Source organism: Mesorhizobium sp. RCAM 05104, from assembly GCF_059683645.1.
Genome location: NZ_CM185033.1, coordinates 3,555,779 through 3,574,820, shown reverse-complemented (window position 1 = coordinate 3,574,820; position 19,042 = coordinate 3,555,779). Strand labels below are relative to the sequence as shown.

Sequence of the window (19,042 nt, the reverse complement as noted above, 5' to 3'; positions counted from 1 at the left end):
GACCATGGATTTCGGTCTGTCGGAGGAACAGAGGCTCATTGTCGAGACGACGCGCGCCTTCGTCGAGAATGAGCTTTATCCGCATGAGCGCGAGGTCGAGCGCACCGGCGTGCTGCGCCGCGAGCTGATTGAGGAGCTCAAGGCCAAGGCGATCGAGGCCGGACTTTATGCCGCCAACATGCCGGCGGATGTCGGCGGCGCCGGCCTGGATACGGTGACCTGGCTGCTTTACGAAAAGGAACTTGGCCGCGCCAATTATGCGCTGCACTGGACCTGCGTGGCGCGTCCCTCCAACATCCTTTTGGCCGGCACGCCGGAGCAGCGCGAAAAGTATCTGTTCCCATGCATCCGTGGCGAGAAGTGGGACTGCCTGGCGATGACCGAGCCGGGCGCCGGTTCCGACCTGCGCGGCATGAAGGCGACCGCCGTGCAGGATGGCGACGACTGGGTGCTGAACGGCACCAAGCATTTCATCAGCCACGCCGACCTTGCCGATTTCGCCATCGTCTTCATGGCCTCAGGCGAGGAAGAATCCGCGCGTGGAAAACGCAAGAAGATCACTGCCTTCTTCGTCGACAAGGGCACCAAGGGTTTTACCGTCCGCGACGGCTATCGCAACGTCTCGCATCGCGGCTACACCAACGCCATCCTGGAATTCGACGATTGCCGGCTGCCTGCAAGCCAGGTTCTCGGCGAAGTGCACAAGGGATTTGACGTTGCCAATTCCTGGCTTGGCGCGACCCGCCTGCAGGTCGGCGCCACCTGTCTCGGTCGCGCCGAACGGGCGCTTGGCCATGCCGTCGAATATGCCGCGCAGCGCCAGCAGTTCGGCCAGCAGATCGGCAAGTTCCAGGGCGTGTCGTTCAAGCTGGCCGACATGGCGACCGAACTGAAGGCGGCCGACCTGATGGTGTTCGAAGCCGGCTGGAAGTACGATCAGGGCACCGTCACCGATCAGGACATGGCCATGGCCAAGCTGAAGGCCACCGAAATGCTCGCCTTCGTCGCCGACGAGGCGATCCAGATCCACGGCGGCATGGGGCTGATGGACGATCTGCCGCTGGAGCGCATCTGGCGCGACGCGCGTGTCGAGCGCATCTGGGAAGGCACGTCGGAAATCCAGCGCCACATCATTTCGCGGGCGCTGCTGCGCCCGTTTGGAGCCTGATAATGCACAAGCTAGAGCGTCTCCTGCGGCCGAAGTCGATCGCCGTCTTCGGCGGTGCGCAGGCCGCGGCTGTCGTTGCGCAATCGATCAAGATGGGCTTTGCCGGCGAGATCTGGCCTGTGCATCCAACCAAGGATGAGGTCGCCGGCCGCAAGGCCTATCGTTCGGTGGCCGAGCTGCCCGGCGCGCCTGACGCCGCCTTTGTCGGCGTCAACCGGCACCTGACCATCGAGGTGATCAAGGCGCTGGCCGAACGCGGCGCCGGTGGCGCTGTCTGCTTTGCCGCCGGCTTCCTCGAGACCGAGGCTTACGACGAAGACGGCCAGCGGCTGCAGGCCGAACTGGTCGCGGCGGCGGGCCAGATGCCAATCATCGGGCCGAACTGCTATGGCCTCATCAACTACGCCGACGGCGCGCTTCTGTGGCCAGACCAGCATGGCGGCATCAGGCTGGCCGAGGGTGGCCGTGGCGTCGCCATCATCACCCAGTCGTCCAACATCGCCATCAACATGACGATGCAGAAGCGTGGCCTGCCGATCGCCTTTTTGATGACCGCCGGCAACCAGGCGCAGACCGGCCTGTCCGAAATGGCGCTCGGCCTGATCGAGGACGAGCGGGTCACGTCGCTCGGCCTGCATATCGAGGCCTTCGATTCGGTAGCCGGCTTCGAGAAGCTGGCGGCGCGGGCGCGCGAGCTAAAGAAGCCGATCATCGCCATGAAGGTCGGCCGCTCCGAACAGGCGCGGCAGGCGACCGTCTCGCACACCGCCTCGCTCGCCGGCTCGGACGCGGCATCGGGCGCCTTCCTGAAGCGGCTCGGCATCGCGCGTGTCGATTCGATTCCCGCCTTCATCGAGGCGTTGAAGCTTCTGCACATCACCGGTCCGCTGCCCGGCTATCGACTGTCGTCGATGAGCTGCTCGGGCGGCGAGGCATCGGTGATGGCCGACAGCGCCGAAGGGCGCTGGGTCAACTTCCCGGTCCTGACCGACACCCACCGCGCCCATGTCAAATCGACGCTGGGGCCGCTGGTCGCGGTGGCCAACCCGCTCGACTACCACACCTTCATCTGGAACAATGAGCCGGCGATGACCGCCACCTTCACCGCCATGGTGTCGGGCGGCTTCGACCTCAACATGCTGGTGCTCGACTTCCCCCGCCCCGACCGCTGCTCGGACACCGACTGGTGGGCGACGCTGCGCGCCTTCGAATCGGCGCTGAAGACCAACAAGGCGCAAGGCGCGATCGTCTCCTCGTTGCCGGAGAACCTGCCGGAAGAATACACGGCCGGGCTGATGGCGCGCGGCATGGTGCCATTGTTCGGTATTTCCGAAGCCATGGACGCCGCCCAGGCGGCAGCCTTCATCGGCTGGGCGTGGCACGAGCCGCAGGCGCAGCCGATCGACACCTCGGCTGCCGGCGCACCCGGCGGCGACCACGTCACCCCCGACGAGGCCGAGGCGAAGGCACGGCTGATCAAGGCAGGCCTGCCGGTGCCGAAAGGTGAACGCGCCGGCAATGCGGTCGAGGCGGTGATCTCGTCGATGGCGCTCGGCTTTCCCGTCGCCCTGAAGGCGCTGGGCGTTACCCACAAATCCGAGGTCGGCGCCGTCAGGCTCAATCTCAAGGACGCCGAATCCGTCAGCACGGCGGCGCATGACTTGCTGCCGCTCGGCACCGGGCTTTATGTCGAGCGCATGGTGCGCGACGGTGTCGCCGAACTGATCGTCGGCTTCACCCGCGATCCGATGTTCGGCGCGGTGATGACGCTGGGCACCGGTGGCGTGCTGGTCGAACTGTTGCGCGACAGCGTCACGCTGATGCTGCCGGCAACCCGCGACGACATCGAGGCGGCGTTGCGCGGCCTTAAACTCTATCCGCTGCTCGAAGGCTATCGCGGCCGGCCGAAAGCCGATGTCGCCGCGGCCATCGACGCCATCTCGGGCATTGCCGCCTTCGTGCAGAAGAATGCCGGCGAGATCGAGGAACTCGACATCAACCCGCTGATCGTCTGCGCCGAGGGCAAGGGTGCCTGGATCGCCGACGCGCTGCTGGTGCTGGGAGACAAGAAGAATGGCTGACGTCATCACCACTCGCCGCGAGGGCACGATCCTCGAGGTCACGCTCGACCGGCCCAAGGCCAACGCCATCGACCTGAAGACGTCGCGGCTGATGGGCGAGACCTTCAAGGCGTTTCGCGACGACCCCACCTTGCGCGTTGCCATCGTCAAGACCGCCGGCGACAAGTTCTTCTGCGCCGGCTGGGATCTGAAGGCGGCTGCCGGCGGCGATGCGGTCGACGGCGACTATGGCGTGGGCGGCTTTGCCGGCCTGCAGGAACTGCGCGACATGAACAAGCCCGTCATCGCTTGCGTCAACGGCATGGCGGTCGGCGGCGGCTTCGAACTGGCGCTGTCCTGCGACCTCATCTACGCCTCCGATCACTCATCCTTCGCGCTGCCTGAAATCCGCGCCGGCACGCTGGCCGACGCGGCGACGATCAAACTGCCGAAACGCATCCCCTACCATGTCGCCATGGACCTTTTGCTCACCGGACGCTGGATGGATGTCGCCGAGGCGCATCGCTGGGGCCTGGTCAACGAAGTGCTGCCCAAGGAGAAGCTTGAGGACCGGGTCTGGGAGATCGCCCGGCTGCTCGCCAGCGGCCCGCCCCTAGTGTTTGCCGCGATCAAGGAAACGGCGCGGGTGGCCGAGGTGCTCAGCTTCCAGGATGCGATGAACCGGGTGACGCGCCGCCAACTGCCGACGGTCGATGCCCTCTACGGTTCCGAGGACAATATGGAAGGCTTTCGCGCGTTTGCAGAAAAGCGCGATCCGGTGTGGAAGGGGAAATGAGCGGCAGGCCAGCTCCATGACCGACTACAAGAAACTGATCGACGCCGAGACCTGGGCCTTCATCGAACGGACGAATTCATACTATCCGCCGGACACGATCGACTACACGATCACCCAGCAGCGCGAGATCTACAACCACATGTGCCGGGAGTTCTTTGCCGGCTATCCCGAAGGCGTCTCGGTCGAAACCGCTGCCATTGCAACGCCGACGCACGACATCCCGATCCGCATCTACCGAAACACCCCGCAAGCGGCAGCGACGGTGCTCTATTTCCATGGCGGCGGCTTCATCCTCGGCGGGCTGGACAGCCATGACGATGTCTGCGCCGAGCTCTGCGCCCGTACCGGATATGAGGTGGTCTCGGTCGACTACCGGCTGGCGCCGGAACACCTGCATCCGGCCGCTTTCGACGACGTGATGAACGCCTTCGAATGGGCCGCCACCACCCGCAATCACCCCATTCTGCTTTGCGGCGACAGCGCCGGCGGCAATCTTGCCGCTGCCGTAAGCCATGCGACACGCGGCCATCCGCGCAAGCCGGTCGGCCAGGTGCTGATCTATCCCGGCCTCGGCGGGGACCGAGCAAAGGGATCCTATCTCAGGCATGCCGAAGCGCCGATGCTGACCATGCGAGATCTCGAATTCTACAAGCACATCCGCACCGGCGGGCAGGAGCGCAGCGGCGACGCGACACTCGCACCGCTTGCCGACACTGACTTCTCCAACCTGCCGCCGACGGTGCTTGTCACCGCAGAGTGCGATCCGCTGTCTTCGGATGGTGAGACCTACCGCGACCGTATCGTCGCGGCAGGCGGGCGCGCCACCTGGTTCGAGGAACCGGGGCTGGTGCATGGCTATCTCAGGGCCCGGCACACGGTTGGCCGCGCCCGCGCGAGCTTCACCCGGATCGTCGATGCGGTAGCCGCCCTTGGCAAGGGCGCCTGGCTCTGGTGAGCGATTTTCCTCTCCCCTGAGACGATGGCACTGGCGTGATCCGATGCGGACCCACCTGCCGGAACGCTTTCGCTCGGCTTGACACCTGCATTAGTAATATGCAGACTGCATACATATTAAAGATACGGAGCCGGATACCCTCATGCAACGCCTGCCGCTGATCGCTGCCTTTATCGAGCCTTTCGACCTGTTCCGCTGCATCTCACCGCTGCCACGTCATCAACAGGGAGGACGCATCGAGGGGCCGAAGCCGGATCGCCGCGAGAGCCCTGCGCCCAGCATACGGACACCGAAGTGACGCGAGGCACCGCCTGCGGCGCTGGCATAGGGCGAGGCGCGATGCAGAGCGGGCAGACAAACCCGCGGTGACCAACAGCAAGGAAATCGCAGACATGACCAGGCTCGGAGGCGCGTTGGCGCTTCTTCGGCGCATGTGTCGACACGGATGACTATCGCGACCGCCCGTGCCTCGAACACCATTGGCGGGATGGTGACCATAGACCAGGCAGGCTGGAGCGCCCACATCCCGATTGTCGCGGCGAACCGGCACGACGCCCTCGTCCGACTGCATCGAGCCACGCCCCCGCGCGGCTGGATCCCTGTTCGAGAACACGGCCGGACATATGCGGCATATATAATTCAGGCCAAAACCTGCTCTCGAATTCCTACGCGGCCAGCGACTATGTAATTCCGGCCGCCGCTTGGCCGGCGGCCGGAACGACAATCTGGCTTCGAACGAACATGAGATTAAATTCAGTCTGGCTGACCTCAAGGGAAAGCCGCAGGGTGCCGACGGAGTATTTCATCCTGGCAAACCTGAGGGAGCAGGGAGCAATCATCGGCCGACTCGCCGGCCACCCGATCGCTGACACGGTCGTCGATGCGCGTGGACGGCGTTATCGTTTTGTCGGCGTCGCACCGCGCGACCGCAGCGGGCGCTTCGATGTCGAAGCGCTCCGCACCGGCGAATGGATCGTCCAGCCGGGATTGGTCTATGCCGTCGATGGCAAAGCGCCTCCGTCAAAGCCGCCACGGCGCGGGCGAGGCCAGCACCGGTCTTGATGGAGCGACACCAGAGATGCTTCCCCCCAAGGCCAGCATAGCCTCACGGATCGCGGTTTCGGTTTCAGGACGGACGGCGGTCAATGGCAATCGGACGTCCGGGCTCAGCCCCAGCGCCAGGCTCAACGCGTGTTTGACCGGCACCGGATTGCTCTCCAGCTCAAGTGCGGCGATCAGTGGCCGCAAGCGATGATGGATGGCCCGCGCGGTGTGATGATCGCCTTGCCTGCAGGCATCATGCATCTCGACACACAGTCGCGGCGCGACGTTGGAGACCACGGAGATGGTGCACGCCCGCCCATCGTGTTGAAGCCGAACGACGTCGCGTCGTGGCCCGACAGGCAGATAAAGCGGCGCCTCAGCACAGCAGGAAGCGAGGATAGCCGGTTCACATCACCGGTGGCATCCTTGATGCCGACGATGGCTGGAATCTGCGCCAGGCGCTCGATCGTCTCCAGCGACAGGTCGACACCGGTTCGCCCCGGCACATTGTAGACGATGATCGGTATCCTGACCTTGCTGGCGACAGCTTCGAAGTGGCGAAAAATACCCTCCTGGCTCGGCCTGTTGTAGTAGGGCGTCACGATGAGGGCGGCGTCGGCGCCGAAAGCTTCGGCGGTTGTCGAAAAGGCAATCGTGGTCTCGGTGCTGTTCGTGCCGGTGCCGGCGATGATCGGCACCCTGCCGCCGGCAATTTTCACGCAGAGCGCGATGATGTCGAGGCGCTCCTCCCACGACAAGGTCGGGGATTCACCTGTGGTGCCGCACGGGACCAGCCCGTTGATCCCTTGTTCGATCTGCCAACGCACGAGCGTGGTCAGTTGCTTCAGATCGACCTCGCCGTCGGTGAACGGCGTCACCAGCGCAGTCATCGCTCCGGTCAGGCGTAATCGTGCTTGTTCTGATACCATGGGATTCTCCTGGGTGATTTCTTGGGTGCGCTGCCTGTTCGAGGTGCGACAGAAGCAGGGCCGACAGCACGGCGGCGGCCATATCCGTATGGTCCGCTTCGAATTCTCCAGCCTGGGCCGGCGCCCCTGCGGGCGTGGCTTGAATGCGGCAGAGCCAACGCTCTCCGGTCCTGCTGATGGACGAGACCGCACGCTCCGGCCTCGACAAAGCGGCGAGCAGGAGGACGGCGTCGAGCGTGGCGCCGGCCTCGACCAGATGGGTGAACCGGCGGCCTTGTCGGGATGATCTGTCGAGCGACAGACCGCGCGCGGCTTCCCCCAGCTGGTGTTCGAGCAACCTGCCGACATGCGGCAGGCGATCAAGCAATCCGGTGAGGTTGGCGCTGTTGGGCCCTGCAATGTTGTTGGAATTGTCCATGGCCAGATCGGTCCGGTCGGTTCGGAACCAGGCGCGGATCAGTTGAACAGGGACAACCGGACGCCTGCCGGGGCGAAGCGTATCGCCCCGGCGCGATGGCCGCTTTCCATCGTGGCGAAACGCACGGCGGAGCTCCTGTCGGCAAAAACGCCGCCGGTCTGGCCTTCTTCGTCGCGCGCGATCCAATGGCCTTCGCCGTCGCGTCCAACGACGAAGCGGTGAAGGGCGTTTCCGTCAGGGGAAATGTGGGAGCCTTGCATGATCACCTCCTGCCTTGCGATCAGGAAAGCTGGGCGGCAATCGCGGCGGCGGCCAGCAAGGCGCCGACGACCAGCAGCCACCATGTCGGTGTGAATGGCGCGACAAGTCTGGCCGGCCGGCGATTGCTGTTGGCCGCGAGCCGGATACGTTCGACCTGCGACGCCGGCAGCGGACGATGGGTGGGCAGATAGAGCCCGTCTGAGAGGAACATCGGAGACTTCCTTCTTTCTGAAACTGTCGCCACTAGGTGGCGACTGCCTGCAGCGGCTCAGGACCGGCTGCACTCAGAAAGATAAAAGCATCCGCATTTGTATTCGAGGCGGCTCAAAACTGAAAAATATAAAAAAGTCATATGTTTATCGCCCGGGCATATGTGGAACCCAAGCCGGAAAATCAGGCCGCGATGGCGTCGTTTCACGCCACCGAGGCGGCCGCTGCCCGGCCGGCGCCGCGGCCGGAAAAGATGCAGCCGCCGAGGAACGTGCCTTCCAGCGCCGCATAGCCATGCACGCCGCCACCACCGAAACCGGCGGCCTCACCGACGGCATAGAGCCCCTCGACCGGCTGCCCATCGGCACCCAGCACGCGGCTGTCGAGATCGGTCTGCAGGCCACCCAGCGTCTTGCGGGTCAGGATGTTGAGGCGGACCGCTATCAGCGGGCCATTTGCCGGATCGAGCATCTTGTGCGGTTTGGCCGTGCGGATCAGCCGGTCGCCGAGATAGGCGCGCGCACCGCGCAGAGCGGTGATCTGCATGTCCTTGGAGAACGGATTGTCGAGCTGCCGGTCGCGGGCGCGAATCTCGCGCTCGACCTGGGCAAGTTCGAGCAGCGGCTCGCCGCCGGCCAGCGCGTTCATGCGGGCGACCAGTGTTGGCAGTTCGGCCTCGACAATAAAGTCCTCGCCCTTCTCCATGAACGCTTTCACGGGGCCCGGAATGCCTGACGTGGCGCGGCCGAGCACCTGGCGCCAGCTCTTGCCGGTCAGGTCCGGGTTCTGTTCGGAGCCCGACAGCGCGAACTCCTTCTGGATGATCTTCCTGGTCAGGATGAACCAGGAATAGTCGAAGCCGGTCGCCATGATATGGCTGAGCGTGCCCAGCGTGTCGAAGCCGGGATAGAGCGGCACCGGCAGGCGCTTGCCGCGCGCATCCAGCCACAGTGATGACGGGCCCGGCAGGATGCGGATCGCATGGTCGGTCCAGATCGGCGCCCAGTTCTTGATGCCCTCGACATAGTGCCACATGCGGTCGCGGTTGATGATCGAGCCGCCTGACTGTTCCGCGATCGCCAGCATGCGGCCGTCGACATGGTCGGGCACGCCGGTGATCATGCGCTTCGGTGCCGCGCCCAGCCGTTGCGGCCAGTTTTCCCGGACAAGTTGATGGTTGGCGCCAATACCGCCGGAGGCAACGATCACCGCTTGCGCATGCAGCTCGAAATCGCCTGATATCTCGCGCGAACTCTTGTGGCCGCGCTCGACAGTGCTCGGCTGCAGGATGTCGCCGCGCACACCGGTTATCGTCGCGCCCGTCCGCGTCAGTTCATTGACCCGGTGACGGAACCTGAAGTCTATCAATCCACGCTTCTGCGCCTCGCGCACGCGCAGCACAAAAGGTTCGAGCACGCCGGGGCCGGTGCCCCAGGTGATGTGGAAGCGCGGCACCGAATTGCCGTGGCCGATGGCATTGCCGCCACCGCGCTCGGCCCAGCCGACCACCGGGAAAAACTTCAGGCCGCGCTGCGTGAGCCAGGAGCGCTTTTCGCCGGCGGCGAAACCGACATAGGCCTCGGCCCATTTGCGCGGCCAGAAATCCTCGGGCCGGTCGAAGGCGGCGGTGCCCAGCCAGTCCTCGAGCGCCAGGTCATGCGAATCGCGGATGCGCATGCGCCGCTGCTCGGGCGAATCGACGAGGAAAAGGCCCCCGAAAGACCAGAACGCCTGGCCGCCCAGCGACTGCTCCGGCTCCTGGTCGACGATGACGATTTTCCTGCCGGCCTCGGCCAGCTCGGCGGCGGCAACCAGCCCGGCAAGGCCGCCGCCGACAATGATCACATCCGCATCGTCCGCCATTTCCCCTCCCAGGTAGCCGGCTAAAGCAATTCCGCGAAAGCGTCCGGAATTGCGTCAGAACAAAGAGTTAGACGGCCTCCCAGCCATCCTTGCCGCCGGCGCGGAAGATGGCGTCGATGACCTTCTGGTTGAGCACGGACTCCTCCAGCGTGAAGACGCGCTCCTTGCCGCCCTGTGCTGCCCGCGCGAAAGTCTCGACCTCCAGCCGGTACTGCTGCGTGCCGGGGAAGCGGAACACCTGCGCCTCGGTGTGGTTCTGGTTGTGCAGCTCGACCCGGTGATGGTCGTAGAGCCCGGCATTGAACGGCGAGAACACCTCGATGAAACCCTTCTCGCCATGGAACACCATGACCTGGCGCGCCGCCATCTGCGTCGACAGGTAGAAGGACAGTTCGAAGTCGCCAAAATCGGCGCGGATCGAGGAGTAGATGTCGGTGCCGAATTTTTTGTCGCGCTCGATCGTCGCCTGGACGCGCAGCGGCTCCTTGCCGGTGGAAAAGCGCGTCGACACGGTCGGGTACACGCCGATGTCGGGCAGCGCGCCGCCGCCGAGATCGAGCTGGTTGCGCATGTTGTTGGGGTCGACATTGTAGTAGGAGAACGCGCCCTGCACATGCCGCAACCGACCTATGGCGCCGCTGGCGATGAGGTCGCGCACCTTGATCCATTGCGGGTGGTAGATGACCATGAAGGCTTCGCAGACCAGCACTTTGCTGGCGTCGCGAAGCTTGATCAGCGGCGCGATGTCCTTGGCGTCGAGCGCCAGCGGCTTTTCGACCAGCACATGCTTGCCGGCTTGAATAGCCTTCGCCGTCCATTCGACATGCTGCGACGTCGGCAGCGGGATATAGACGCCGTCGACCTCGTCTGAGGCGAGCAGGTCCTCATAGGAGCCGAAGGCATGGCGCGCACCGAAGCGCTCGGCCAGCGCCTTGGCCTTCGACAGGTCGCGGCTGGCGATCGCCGCCAGCACGCCATTCTCGGCCTCGACCATCGCCGGCAACAAATGCTCGCGGCCGATCTTGGCCGTCGACAAAACACCCCATCGGAACATCACGCTTCTCCATGTCGATTACAGGCGACGAGGTTTGCCCGAAATCGATGGAAAAGCCAATGCGCAGTGCTGGTTCCTCGCCCCACCAAGTGGGGAGAGGTGGCCCGGCGAGGCCGGGACGGAGAGGGGCCTTCGTAAAGTTCCCGGGCTTGCCGGCTCGAGCGCCCTTAGGCGCGTGTGTTGTTGAAGGGCTCTGCGTCACGAGCGGCATCCCGCTCTCCCTCTCGGGCTTCGCCCGAACCACCTCTCCCCCGCTTTGCGGAGAGGAAGTAGGCCGCGTTCAGCCCCGCTTGCCGGTCAGCGTCATGTCGAAGTCGACGATGTTCGAATAGAGCGGTGTGCCGACGTCCATGCCGTAGCGCGACCTGAGCACCTTACCGGTGACGTGGAATTTGATCGTGCCGGCCTTGAGGCCGCCCAGCTCGGCGGTGAATTTTTCCGGAAAAGTCTTGCCGCGTGCCGTAAGCCGGCCGGTGACGAGCGCCGTGGTGTCGCTGGTGCGGGTCACGCCGGTGGAGCGGAACCGGATTTCCGGGCTGTTGGCGGCGTCGAACACCGCGTCGGAGCGCAGGAAGGCGTCGATGCGGCCCTGGCCGGTGCCGACGCTTTCGGGAAAGATGGTGAAGTTGACCTGCGAGCGAGCGACATCGCTGTCGTCGATGCGGATCGAGCCCTTGAAGCGGGCGAAGCCGCCATTGAGGCCGCCGCCACCGACCTTGCCGATGGAAAATCGGATGCTGGAGCTGGCCGGACTGATCGAGTAGCTGCCGGCGGCGTCGCCGAGCGCGACGGCCGCGAAGACAGGCATGGCAATGCAAGCGGCAACCGCCGCAAATCCAAGGATGCGCGCAAACATGGGAGTATTCCTTTTTGGAGGCAACGCTTTTCGCGTCCTCGCCCCAGGAACGAACGAAACGCCCGTTCTATTCCCCACCTGACGAAGGTGTGATCATGCGGGTGAGCACATTATCCCTGAGCCGGAAATGATGACGCAGCGCGGCCGCGACATGCAGAACGACCAGGGCGATGCCGGCATAGGCGAGATACCAGTGCGCCGCGGCCCAGAAGCTTTCCGCGGCGTCCGATTCGGTCAATGGCAGGTTCGGCATGACGAAAAGATTGAACGGCATGCTGGGGATTTCCAGCATCGACACGGAGACCAGAGCCCAGCCGGACAAGGGCAGAGCGATTTGAAAAGCATAGAGCGCGAGGTGGGCGAGCGGCGCGGCCCGGCGCTCCACGGTTCCAACCGAGCGCGGCAGCGCCGGCGCCGCATTGCCAGACCGCCAGGCGATGCGCAGGATCACCAGCCCGAGCAGCAGAAAGCCGAAGGATTTGTGCAGCTGGATCAATTCGAAGGCTGTGCGCTGGCTGCTGAGTCGCACCATGATGAAGCCGAGCGCGAACTGGCCGATGAAGATCAGCGCAATCAGCCAGTGGAGAAGGATTGTGCCCCAGCCGTAGCGGGTCGTGCTGTTTGTGATCGATGCAGGCATGGGGCGTGAACGAATGCCGGGTCGGCTTTCTTCCGGCGCACTTACCCTCCCCCTTGTGGAGAGGGTGGCGCGCTCATCCACTCACCTTGAAGAAATCGACAAAGGCACGCAGCGCCGGCCGCATCTGGCGGCGGCTTGGATAGTAGACGAAGAAACCGTCGAAGGACGGGCACCAGTCCTCCAGCACGCGGATAAGCCGGCCGTCGGCGATCGGCGCGCGGACATAGTCCTCGAAAACGAAGGCAAGCCCGGCGCCATCGACCGCCGCCTGGGCGATCAAATGATCCTCGTCGAGGATCAGTGGCCCTTGCGCGGCAAACTCGATCTCCTCGCCGTCCTTCTCGAATTCCCAGCGGTAAAGAATGCCGCTGGAAAAACGGAAGCGGATACAGCGGTGGCTGGCCAGATCGTGCGGATGCGATGGTTTGGGCATGGTCGCGAAGTAGGACGGCGCGCCGACCACGGCGCCGCGCAGATTGGGCCCGATGCGCACCGCGATCATGTCGCGCTGCAGGCTCTCGCCGAGCCGCACGCCGGCGTCAAAGCCGTCTTCGACGACGTCCGTAAAGCGGTCTTCGATGACGATCTCCAGCACGATATCAGGATAGGCCGCGGCAAAGGCGCCGAGTCGCGGCGTCAGCGCCAGGTGGGCTGCGGTGCGAGGCACGGTCAGCCTGAGATTGCCGGCCGGCCGGTCACGCGCCTCGATCGCTGTCTCCAGCGCCAGATCTATCTCCGACAGGGCCGGCCGCAGGCGCTCCAGCAGTTGCGCGCCCTCTTCGGTGGGCGCGACGCTGCGCGTGCTGCGCGACAGAAGACGGACGCCAAGCCGCGCCTCCAGGCTGGACACCGCATGGCTGACCGCGGATGGCGCGATGGCCAGTTCCCTGGCCGCGCCGCGAAAACTGCCGCACTGGGCGACGGTTGCCAGTACCGCAAGCTGGGACAGATGAGCTCGGTTCATTGATCTATTTTCTAGAACAGCCTGTACAGATGAGAGACGATTATCGAACACAAGGCAAGGCGCTATCTCCTGGGCATCACAACAAGGAGACGCGTGATGCAAACCCGCAAGCTAGGACCTGAATTGAATGTCTATCCTGTCGGCCTCGGCTGCATGGGGATGAGCTTCGTTTATGGCGGCCAGCCGGAAGCCGAGGCGATCGCCACACTGCACCGCGCCGTCGAGATCGGCGTCAACTTCTTCGACACGGCGGAAGTCTACGGCCCTTACGAGAACGAGATCCTGCTCGGCAAGGCACTGAAGTCGGTGCGCGACAAGGTGACGATCGCCACCAAGTTCGGCTTCAAGATTCTGGAGGAAGGCACCGGCACCGAGCGTATGGCCGGCGTCGACAGCCGTCCCGAGCACGTCAAGGCCGTCGCCGAGGCGTCGCTGAAGCGGCTCGGCACCGATGTGATCGACCTCTACTACCAGCACCGCGTCGACCCGAACGTGCCGATCGAGGATACGGTCGGCGCCATGGCCGAGTTGGTGCGCGAGGGCAAGGTGCGCGCACTCGGCCTGTCGGAGGCGAGCGCCGCAACCATCCGCCGGGCGCATGCCGTGCATCCGATATCCGCGGTGCAAAGCGAATACTCGCTTTGGACCCGCGACCCCGAAGACGAAGTGTTCGCCGTCTGCCGCGAACTCGGCATCGGCTTCGTTCCGTATAGTCCACTCGGCCGTGGCCTGTTGACCGGCACGATCGCCAAACCCGAGGCTTTGGGCGACGACGACTGGCGCCGCGGTCAGCCGCGTTTCCAGGCCGACGCCATGGCGGCCAATGCCAAGGTTATCGCCGCGCTGGAAAAGATGGCGACCGAGAAGGGCGTGACCTCGGCGCAGCTGGCGCTGGCCTGGGTGCTGCATCAGGGCGATTTCATCGTGCCGATCCCCGGCGCGCGAAAGATCCGCCATCTCGAGCAGAACACGGCGGCGGCGGGGATCGAGCTGAGCCAGGCCGAGGTGGCGGCTATCGGTGATGCGCTGTCGCCCGACAAGGTGGTTGGCAAGCGCTACACCGAGGAGCTGCTGGCGCTGGTGAATGGCTGAGCGTTGGCAGATTTGCGTGATCACACAGGGGCGCTTCGGCGCCCCTTTTATGCGCCGCACGGTGCAGGGGAGATATTCTGTATGTCACCAAGGCACTACCGTGATCTCCGGCCAATTGGCCTGCGCACGGGCTCCCTTCGCCTCATGCGTCTGCTGATTGTCCATCACCCGGTTCGGCGTGATGCGAAACGAGAAGATATCGTCGAGCCCGAACGGCGCCACCAGCTCAAGCTGCCCGTCATCGTCGTATCGAACGCCCACCGCATGGGTTTTCGAGGCGAAGTAGCGGACGGATTCGCTGGAACTTGAGTAGCGTGGGCAGGATCGTCCGAACTTGATAGGATACCACAGATGCACCCGGGCCTGGTTGCGCACCTCGACTGGTGGCGGGCCGGTGAAGACCGAAGCGGCCCGCGCGATCGCACTGTCCTCGGCTTCATAGGACAGGTCGCTCTCGTCAAAATAGAATAAATCGACATCCTTGATGCCGTAACCCGACGGCTTCCCCGTCAGATGGTTCCAGATGCTGTTGTAAAGCGCGCCTGACACGATCAGCCAGTCGGGTAAAGCAAGGCTGCGTGCTCGCGCCAGCGCCTCACGGATCAGCGGCTCCTGCGACACGATGTCGAGAAACGCAGCGCGTTGTGCCGCGAACGGCAGCCCCGAATAGCGCAGATGGTCCATCGCCCTTTGGAGGGCGATTCGCCATCTGCCCGCAAGCCTCAGCCTCTCAGCACACCGCCCGTCTGCTTGCCGACATTCTCGACGATACGTTTGGCCAGCGCCTCGAAATCCTCGTCGGTCAGCGTCCTCTCGACCGGCTGGATCGACACTTCGATGGCGATCGACTTCTTGCCCTCGCCGAGCGACGCACCTTCGAAAACATCGAAGACCGAAACGGCTGTTATCAGCTTCTTGTCGGCGGCCAATGCGGCGCGCACCAGCGTGCCAGCCTCGACCGACTTGTCGACGACGAAGGCGAAATCGCGCTTCACCGCCTGGAAGGCGGACAGCTCCAGCTTCGGCTTGGTTTTCGTCGGCTTGGCTTTCGGCTCGGGCACGGCATCGACGAACACTTCGAAACCGCAGAGCGGCCCGGAGACATCGAGCCCTTCCAGCGTCTTCGGGTGGAACTCGCCGAAGGTGCCGAGCACGGTCTTTGGCCCGAGCTTGATCGTGCCGGAACGGCCGGGATGGTACCAGCCCGGTCCGCCCGCCTCGATCTGCAGCCGCTCGACCGGCGCGCCGCAGGCTTCGAGCGCCGCGATCGCATCCGCCTTGGCATCGAAGACGCCGACCGGACCGGAATTGCCGGCCCAGTTGCGGCCTGAACCGTCGAGCTTTGCCGTGCCGCGCCGAACACCGGCGGCCACGCGCCGCTGCTGGTCGGCGCCGTCCCCCTCATAGGTGCCCGACACTTCGAACAGCGCCACGTCGCCGATGCCCCTGTCGGCGTTGCGCTGTGCGGCGGCGATCAGCCCCGGCAGCAGCGACGGCCGCATGTCGGACATGTCGGCGGCGATCGGGTTGGCGAGCTTCAGCGCGGTCTGGCCGCCGCCGAACAGTTCGGCGTGTTTGGCCGGGATGAACGACCAGGTGACGGCCTCCATCATGCCGCGCACGGCGAGCGCCCGCTTGGCCGTGCGGGTGCGGACCTGCAGCGTTGTGAGGATCTTTGCATTGACCGCGTCATGCGAACCGAGCGGCTGCGGCGCGATGTTGTCGACGCCATGGATGCGCATCACCTCCTCGACCAGGTCGGCCTTGCCATCGATATCGGGGCGCCAGGACGGCACCGCCACATCGACGACATCGCCCGAGCCTTTGGGCTTGAAGCCGAGGCGCGACAGGATGTCGAGGCTTTCCGCCTTCGGCACCTCGATACCGGTCAGCCGCTTCACTTCCGACAGCGGGAAGGAAACGATCATGGGCTTGTGACCGGAATAGCCGGCCACTTCGATCTCTGTCGGCGTACCGCCGCAGAAATCGAGCACCAGCCTAGTCGCCAGCTCCACGCCGGGGACCATGAATTCGGGGTCGACGCCGCGCTCGAAGCGGTAGCGCGCATCGGTGATAATGCCGAGCGTGCGGCCGGTACGCGCCGTGGCGATCGGGTCCCAAAGCGCCGATTCGATCAGCACGTCTGTGGTGTTCTCGTCGCAGCCGGAATGCTCGCCGCCCATGATGCCGGCGATCGATTCGACGCCGTCGTCATCGGCTATCACGCACATCTCCGGCGTCAGCGTGTATTCGCGGCCGTCGAGCGCCAGCACCTTCTCGCCGTCGCGCGCCCGGCGCACGACGAGATTGCCGGCAACCTTCTTCGCATCGAACACATGCAGCGGGCGGCCGCGATCGAAGGTGACGTAGTTGGTGATGTCGACCAGCGCGCTGATCGGCCGAAGTCCAATGGCGATCAGCCGCTGCTGCAGCCATTTCGGCGACGGGCCGTTCTTGACGCCCTTGACCAGCCTGAGCGCGAAGCCCGGGCAGAGTTCCGGGGCCTCGATCGTCACCTTGACAGGGCACATGCCGCTGCCGGCATGGGGCATGATGGCACCGCCAACGAGGCGGCCAAGCCCGCTCGCCGCAAGATCCCTGGCGATGCCGTAGACGCTGGTGGCATCCGGCCGGTTCGGCGTCAGGTTGATCTCGATCAGGGGATCGTCAAGATGCGCGTACGCAGCGAAGCTGGTGCCGACGGGGGCGTCGGCCGGCAGGTCGATGATGCCGCTATGCTCGTCGGAAAGCTCCAGCTCGCGCTCGGAGCACATCATGCCATGGCTTTCGACGCCCCTGATCTTGCCGACCGTCAGCGTCACGTCGATGCCGGGCACATAGGTGCCGGGCGCGGCAAAGGCGCCGATCAGCCCGGCGCGAGCATTCGGCGCGCCGCAGACGACCTGGACGGGCGGCTTGCCGTCGCCTGTATCGACGGTGAGCACGCGCAAGCGGTCGGCGTCGGGATGCTGCACCGCCGTCAGCACCTTGGCGATGACGAACGGTTTCAGGCTCGACTTGTCGTCGACATGCTCGACTTCGAGGCCGATCGACGTCAGCCGCTCGACGATCTCGTCGAGCGAGGCGTCGGTCTCGAGATGGTCCTTGAGCCAGGAGAGGGTGAATTTCATGGGACTGTTCCGTCTGGTCTTTTGACGCTTGATTTCAGATGTCTCGGCAAGTCGTCGGACATATGCAGGTAGGGAAGCTGCTCGCTGACATAGGCATGCAGCGTCGGCCTGAAATCGGCCGGCATGTCCATGGCGCCGAGCATGAAGTAGATGTCGTCCTCCAGCCGCTCGTCGACATAGGCGATCGGCGAGCCGCAGACGCCGCAGAACGAGCGCGTCACCGGCCCGTTCTCGTACATCTTCAGCGCCTTGCCGGTGAACGCCACCTGGTCGACCAGGAAGCCGACAAAGGCCGATACCGGCGCGCCGCTGGCCCGCCGGCAATCGCCGCAATGGCAATAGCTGACGTGGTGCGGCTCGGCCGAAGCCTCGAACCGCACGGCGCCGCAGCGGCAGCCACCGGTGTGGGGCGCTGTCATGCGCTCAATCCGCCGAACAAGGTCGGCATGTCGAGCGGCCTGAAACCGTAATGCGACAGCCAGCGGACATCGGCATCGAAGAAGGCACGCAGGTCCGGCATGCCGTATTTCAGCATGGCGATGCGGTCGATGCCCATGCCCCAGGCAAAGCCCTGATATTGGTCCGGGTCCAGCCCGCCATGGCGTAGCACATTGGGATGCACCATGCCGCAGCCGAGGATCTCCATCCAGTCGGAGCCTTCGCCGAAACGCACCTCGCCCGGCCGCGAGCGGTCGCACTGGATGTCGACCTCCAGGCTGGGCTCGGTGAACGGGAAGAAACTGGGCCGGAAGCGCATCTTGACCTGAGGCACCTCGAAGAAGGCCTTGCAGAACTCTTCCAGCACCCACTTCATGTTGGCGACATTCGCCGTCTTGTCGATCACCAGCCCCTCGACCTGATGGAACATCGGCGAGTGGGTGGCGTCCGAATCCTGCCGGTAGGTCTTGCCCGGGATGACGATGCGGATCGGCGGCTTCTGCGTCTCCATGGTGCGGATCTGCACCGGTGAAGTGTGGGTGCGCAACAGCTTGCGCTCGCCCTTCTCGTCCGGCTGGAAGAAGAAGGTGTCGTGCATCTCGCGCGCCGGATGGCCTTCGGGGAAATTCAGCGCGGTGAAGTTGTAGTGGTCGCTCTCGATGTCCGGCCCCTCGGCGATCGAGAAGCCAAGGTCGCCGAAGATCGCCGCGATCTCGTCGATGACCTGGCTGATCGGATGGATGCGGCCGCGCTCGGCCGGCGACTGCCGCACCGGCAGCGTCACGTCGACCTTTTCGGCGGCAAGGCGGGCTGTGATCGCCACATCCTTCAGCTCGGCCCTGCGCGAGGTGAGTGCCTCGGTGACACGATTCTTGAGGCCGTTGATGGCCGGACCCTTCACCTGGCGTTCCTCGGCGGTCATCGCGCCGAGCGTCTTCAGCATTTCGGAAATCGATCCCTTCTTGCCAAGGGCCGAGACCCGCACGGCTTCAATTGCGGCCTCGTCGGCGGCCGACGCGATGTCGGCCAGAAGTGAGTTTTCAAGCGTATCAAGGCCAGTGGTTGCGTCGTTCACGGTCAAACTCGCTACGTTGGAAAGTCAGCCTTAAAGGTGAAAGTCACGTTTAAGGTGAATTCAGGCATAAGAAAAACCCGCGCCAGCC

Annotated in this window: 18 protein-coding genes and 1 pseudogene; 7 read left to right on the top strand and 12 right to left on the bottom strand. The window is 64.6% G+C overall.

The window, feature by feature from the left end; all coding sequences use genetic code 11:
* Positions 1-4: 4 nt before the first annotated feature.
* The 6 genes from AC56QP_RS17505 to AC56QP_RS17480 all read left to right on the top strand — a co-directional run bounded on the left by AC56QP_RS17505 (position 5) and on the right by AC56QP_RS17480 (position 6,041).
* Complete coding sequence (locus tag AC56QP_RS17505) at positions 5-1,168, top strand: acyl-CoA dehydrogenase family protein (RefSeq protein ID WP_256749285.1); 1,164 nt, start codon at positions 5-7, stop codon at positions 1,166-1,168.
* Between the two features lie 2 nt (positions 1,169-1,170).
* Entirely contained in the window at positions 1,171-3,249 is a 2,079-nt protein-coding gene (locus tag AC56QP_RS17500) for an acetate--CoA ligase family protein (protein WP_489858804.1), read from the top strand.
* Positions 3,242-4,024, top strand: a complete 783-nt coding sequence (locus AC56QP_RS17495) for a carnitinyl-CoA dehydratase (RefSeq protein WP_489858805.1) — start codon at positions 3,242-3,244, stop codon at positions 4,022-4,024. Before AC56QP_RS17500 ends, AC56QP_RS17495 begins: the two co-directional genes overlap by 8 nt.
* Positions 4,025-4,040: 16 nt before the next feature.
* Positions 4,041-4,979 carry an alpha/beta hydrolase gene (locus tag AC56QP_RS17490; protein WP_489858806.1) on the top strand — a complete coding sequence of 313 codons (939 nt, stop codon included), beginning with the start codon at positions 4,041-4,043 and terminating at the stop codon, positions 4,977-4,979.
* 142 nt (positions 4,980-5,121) lie between these two features.
* Positions 5,122-5,277: a hypothetical protein gene (locus AC56QP_RS17485; protein WP_489858807.1), complete on the top strand. Its 156-nt coding sequence runs from the start codon at positions 5,122-5,124 to the stop codon at positions 5,275-5,277.
* 443 nt (positions 5,278-5,720) lie between these two features.
* The gene (locus tag AC56QP_RS17480; protein WP_489858808.1) at positions 5,721-6,041 is read left to right on the top strand and encodes a hypothetical protein; all 321 of its coding nucleotides are present in this window, start codon (positions 5,721-5,723) and stop codon (positions 6,039-6,041) included.
* Here AC56QP_RS17480 and dapA read toward each other — a convergent pair.
* The 8 genes and pseudogenes from dapA to AC56QP_RS17440 all read right to left on the bottom strand — a co-directional run bounded on the left by dapA (position 6,000) and on the right by AC56QP_RS17440 (position 13,218).
* Positions 6,000-6,913 (bottom strand): annotated as a pseudogene (dapA, locus tag AC56QP_RS17475) (4-hydroxy-tetrahydrodipicolinate synthase). The gene AC56QP_RS17480 and the pseudogene dapA sit on opposite strands and share 42 nt — an antisense overlap.
* Before the next feature lie 495 nt (positions 6,914-7,408).
* Positions 7,409-7,630 carry a hypothetical protein gene (locus AC56QP_RS17470; protein WP_489858809.1) on the bottom strand — a complete coding sequence of 74 codons (222 nt, stop codon included), beginning with the start codon at positions 7,628-7,630 and terminating at the stop codon, positions 7,409-7,411.
* Positions 7,631-7,650: 20 nt separating this feature from the next.
* Positions 7,651-7,842 (bottom strand): hypothetical protein, encoded by a 192-nt coding sequence (locus tag AC56QP_RS17465; RefSeq protein ID WP_489858810.1) that lies wholly within the window; start codon positions 7,840-7,842, stop codon positions 7,651-7,653.
* A 203-nt stretch (positions 7,843-8,045) separates the two neighbouring features.
* The gene (locus tag AC56QP_RS17460; protein ID WP_489858811.1) at positions 8,046-9,704 is read right to left on the bottom strand and encodes an FAD-binding dehydrogenase; all 1,659 of its coding nucleotides are present in this window, start codon (positions 9,702-9,704) and stop codon (positions 8,046-8,048) included.
* 67 nt (positions 9,705-9,771) lie between these two features.
* Complete coding sequence (locus AC56QP_RS17455; protein ID WP_489858812.1) at positions 9,772-10,758, bottom strand: Gfo/Idh/MocA family protein; 987 nt, start codon at positions 10,756-10,758, stop codon at positions 9,772-9,774.
* A gap of 280 nt (positions 10,759-11,038) precedes the next feature.
* Positions 11,039-11,614, bottom strand: coding sequence for a YceI family protein (locus tag AC56QP_RS17450; protein WP_489858813.1), 576 nt, complete (start codon positions 11,612-11,614; stop codon positions 11,039-11,041).
* A 67-nt stretch (positions 11,615-11,681) separates the two neighbouring features.
* A complete protein-coding gene (locus tag AC56QP_RS17445; protein ID WP_489858814.1) occupies positions 11,682-12,254 on the bottom strand; it encodes a cytochrome b in 573 nt (190 codons plus the stop codon).
* A 73-nt stretch (positions 12,255-12,327) separates the two neighbouring features.
* The gene (locus tag AC56QP_RS17440) at positions 12,328-13,218 is read right to left on the bottom strand and encodes a LysR family transcriptional regulator (protein WP_489858815.1); all 891 of its coding nucleotides are present in this window, start codon (positions 13,216-13,218) and stop codon (positions 12,328-12,330) included.
* A 96-nt stretch (positions 13,219-13,314) separates the two neighbouring features.
* Here AC56QP_RS17440 and AC56QP_RS17435 point away from each other — a divergent pair, with 96 nt between their 5' ends.
* Positions 13,315-14,310 (top strand): aldo/keto reductase, encoded by a 996-nt coding sequence (locus AC56QP_RS17435; RefSeq protein ID WP_489858816.1) that lies wholly within the window; start codon positions 13,315-13,317, stop codon positions 14,308-14,310.
* A gap of 84 nt (positions 14,311-14,394) precedes the next feature.
* Here AC56QP_RS17435 and AC56QP_RS17430 read toward each other — a convergent pair whose 3' ends face one another.
* Genes AC56QP_RS17430 through pheS form a run of 4 tightly spaced genes read right to left on the bottom strand, consistent with a single transcriptional unit; the run spans position 14,395 to position 18,954 of the window.
* Entirely contained in the window at positions 14,395-14,994 is a 600-nt protein-coding gene (locus AC56QP_RS17430) for a nucleotidyltransferase family protein (protein WP_489858817.1), read from the bottom strand.
* 38 nt (positions 14,995-15,032) lie between these two features.
* Positions 15,033-17,441, bottom strand: coding sequence for a phenylalanine--tRNA ligase subunit beta (gene pheT, locus AC56QP_RS17425; protein ID WP_489858818.1), 2,409 nt, complete (start codon positions 17,439-17,441; stop codon positions 15,033-15,035).
* Positions 17,438-17,860 (bottom strand): GFA family protein, encoded by a 423-nt coding sequence (locus AC56QP_RS17420; protein WP_489858819.1) that lies wholly within the window; start codon positions 17,858-17,860, stop codon positions 17,438-17,440. Before AC56QP_RS17420 ends, pheT begins: the two co-directional genes overlap by 4 nt.
* Entirely contained in the window at positions 17,857-18,954 is a 1,098-nt protein-coding gene (pheS, locus tag AC56QP_RS17415; RefSeq protein ID WP_489858820.1) for a phenylalanine--tRNA ligase subunit alpha, read from the bottom strand. Before pheS ends, AC56QP_RS17420 begins: the two co-directional genes overlap by 4 nt.
* Positions 18,955-19,042 lie beyond the last annotated feature (88 nt).

Bases quoted from the DNA above. Each gene is read 5' to 3' on its own strand.
- pheT (WP_489858818.1), bottom strand. From the start codon at position 17,441: ATGAAATTCACCCTCTCCTGGCTCAAGGACCATCTCGAGACCGACGCC.
- AC56QP_RS17500 (WP_489858804.1), top strand. From the start codon at position 1,171: ATGCACAAGCTAGAGCGTCTCCTGCGGCCGAAGTCGATCGCCGTCTTC.
- AC56QP_RS17495 (WP_489858805.1), top strand. From the start codon at position 3,242: ATGGCTGACGTCATCACCACTCGCCGCGAGGGCACGATCCTCGAGGTC.
- AC56QP_RS17455 (WP_489858812.1), bottom strand. From the start codon at position 10,758: ATGTTCCGATGGGGTGTTTTGTCGACGGCCAAGATCGGCCGCGAGCAT.
- AC56QP_RS17470 (WP_489858809.1), bottom strand. From the start codon at position 7,630: ATGCAAGGCTCCCACATTTCCCCTGACGGAAACGCCCTTCACCGCTTC.
- AC56QP_RS17445 (WP_489858814.1), bottom strand. From the start codon at position 12,254: ATGCCTGCATCGATCACAAACAGCACGACCCGCTACGGCTGGGGCACA.
- AC56QP_RS17430 (WP_489858817.1), bottom strand. From the start codon at position 14,994: ATGGACCATCTGCGCTATTCGGGGCTGCCGTTCGCGGCACAACGCGCT.
- AC56QP_RS17505 (WP_256749285.1), top strand. From the start codon at position 5: ATGGATTTCGGTCTGTCGGAGGAACAGAGGCTCATTGTCGAGACGACG.
- AC56QP_RS17485 (WP_489858807.1), top strand. From the start codon at position 5,122: ATGCAACGCCTGCCGCTGATCGCTGCCTTTATCGAGCCTTTCGACCTG.
- AC56QP_RS17480 (WP_489858808.1), top strand. From the start codon at position 5,721: ATGAGATTAAATTCAGTCTGGCTGACCTCAAGGGAAAGCCGCAGGGTG.
- AC56QP_RS17440 (WP_489858815.1), bottom strand. From the start codon at position 13,218: ATGAACCGAGCTCATCTGTCCCAGCTTGCGGTACTGGCAACCGTCGCC.
- AC56QP_RS17435 (WP_489858816.1), top strand. From the start codon at position 13,315: ATGCAAACCCGCAAGCTAGGACCTGAATTGAATGTCTATCCTGTCGGC.
- AC56QP_RS17420 (WP_489858819.1), bottom strand. From the start codon at position 17,860: ATGACAGCGCCCCACACCGGTGGCTGCCGCTGCGGCGCCGTGCGGTTC.
- AC56QP_RS17465 (WP_489858810.1), bottom strand. From the start codon at position 7,842: ATGTTCCTCTCAGACGGGCTCTATCTGCCCACCCATCGTCCGCTGCCG.
- AC56QP_RS17460 (WP_489858811.1), bottom strand. From the start codon at position 9,704: ATGGCGGACGATGCGGATGTGATCATTGTCGGCGGCGGCCTTGCCGGG.
- AC56QP_RS17450 (WP_489858813.1), bottom strand. From the start codon at position 11,614: ATGTTTGCGCGCATCCTTGGATTTGCGGCGGTTGCCGCTTGCATTGCC.
- AC56QP_RS17490 (WP_489858806.1), top strand. From the start codon at position 4,041: ATGACCGACTACAAGAAACTGATCGACGCCGAGACCTGGGCCTTCATC.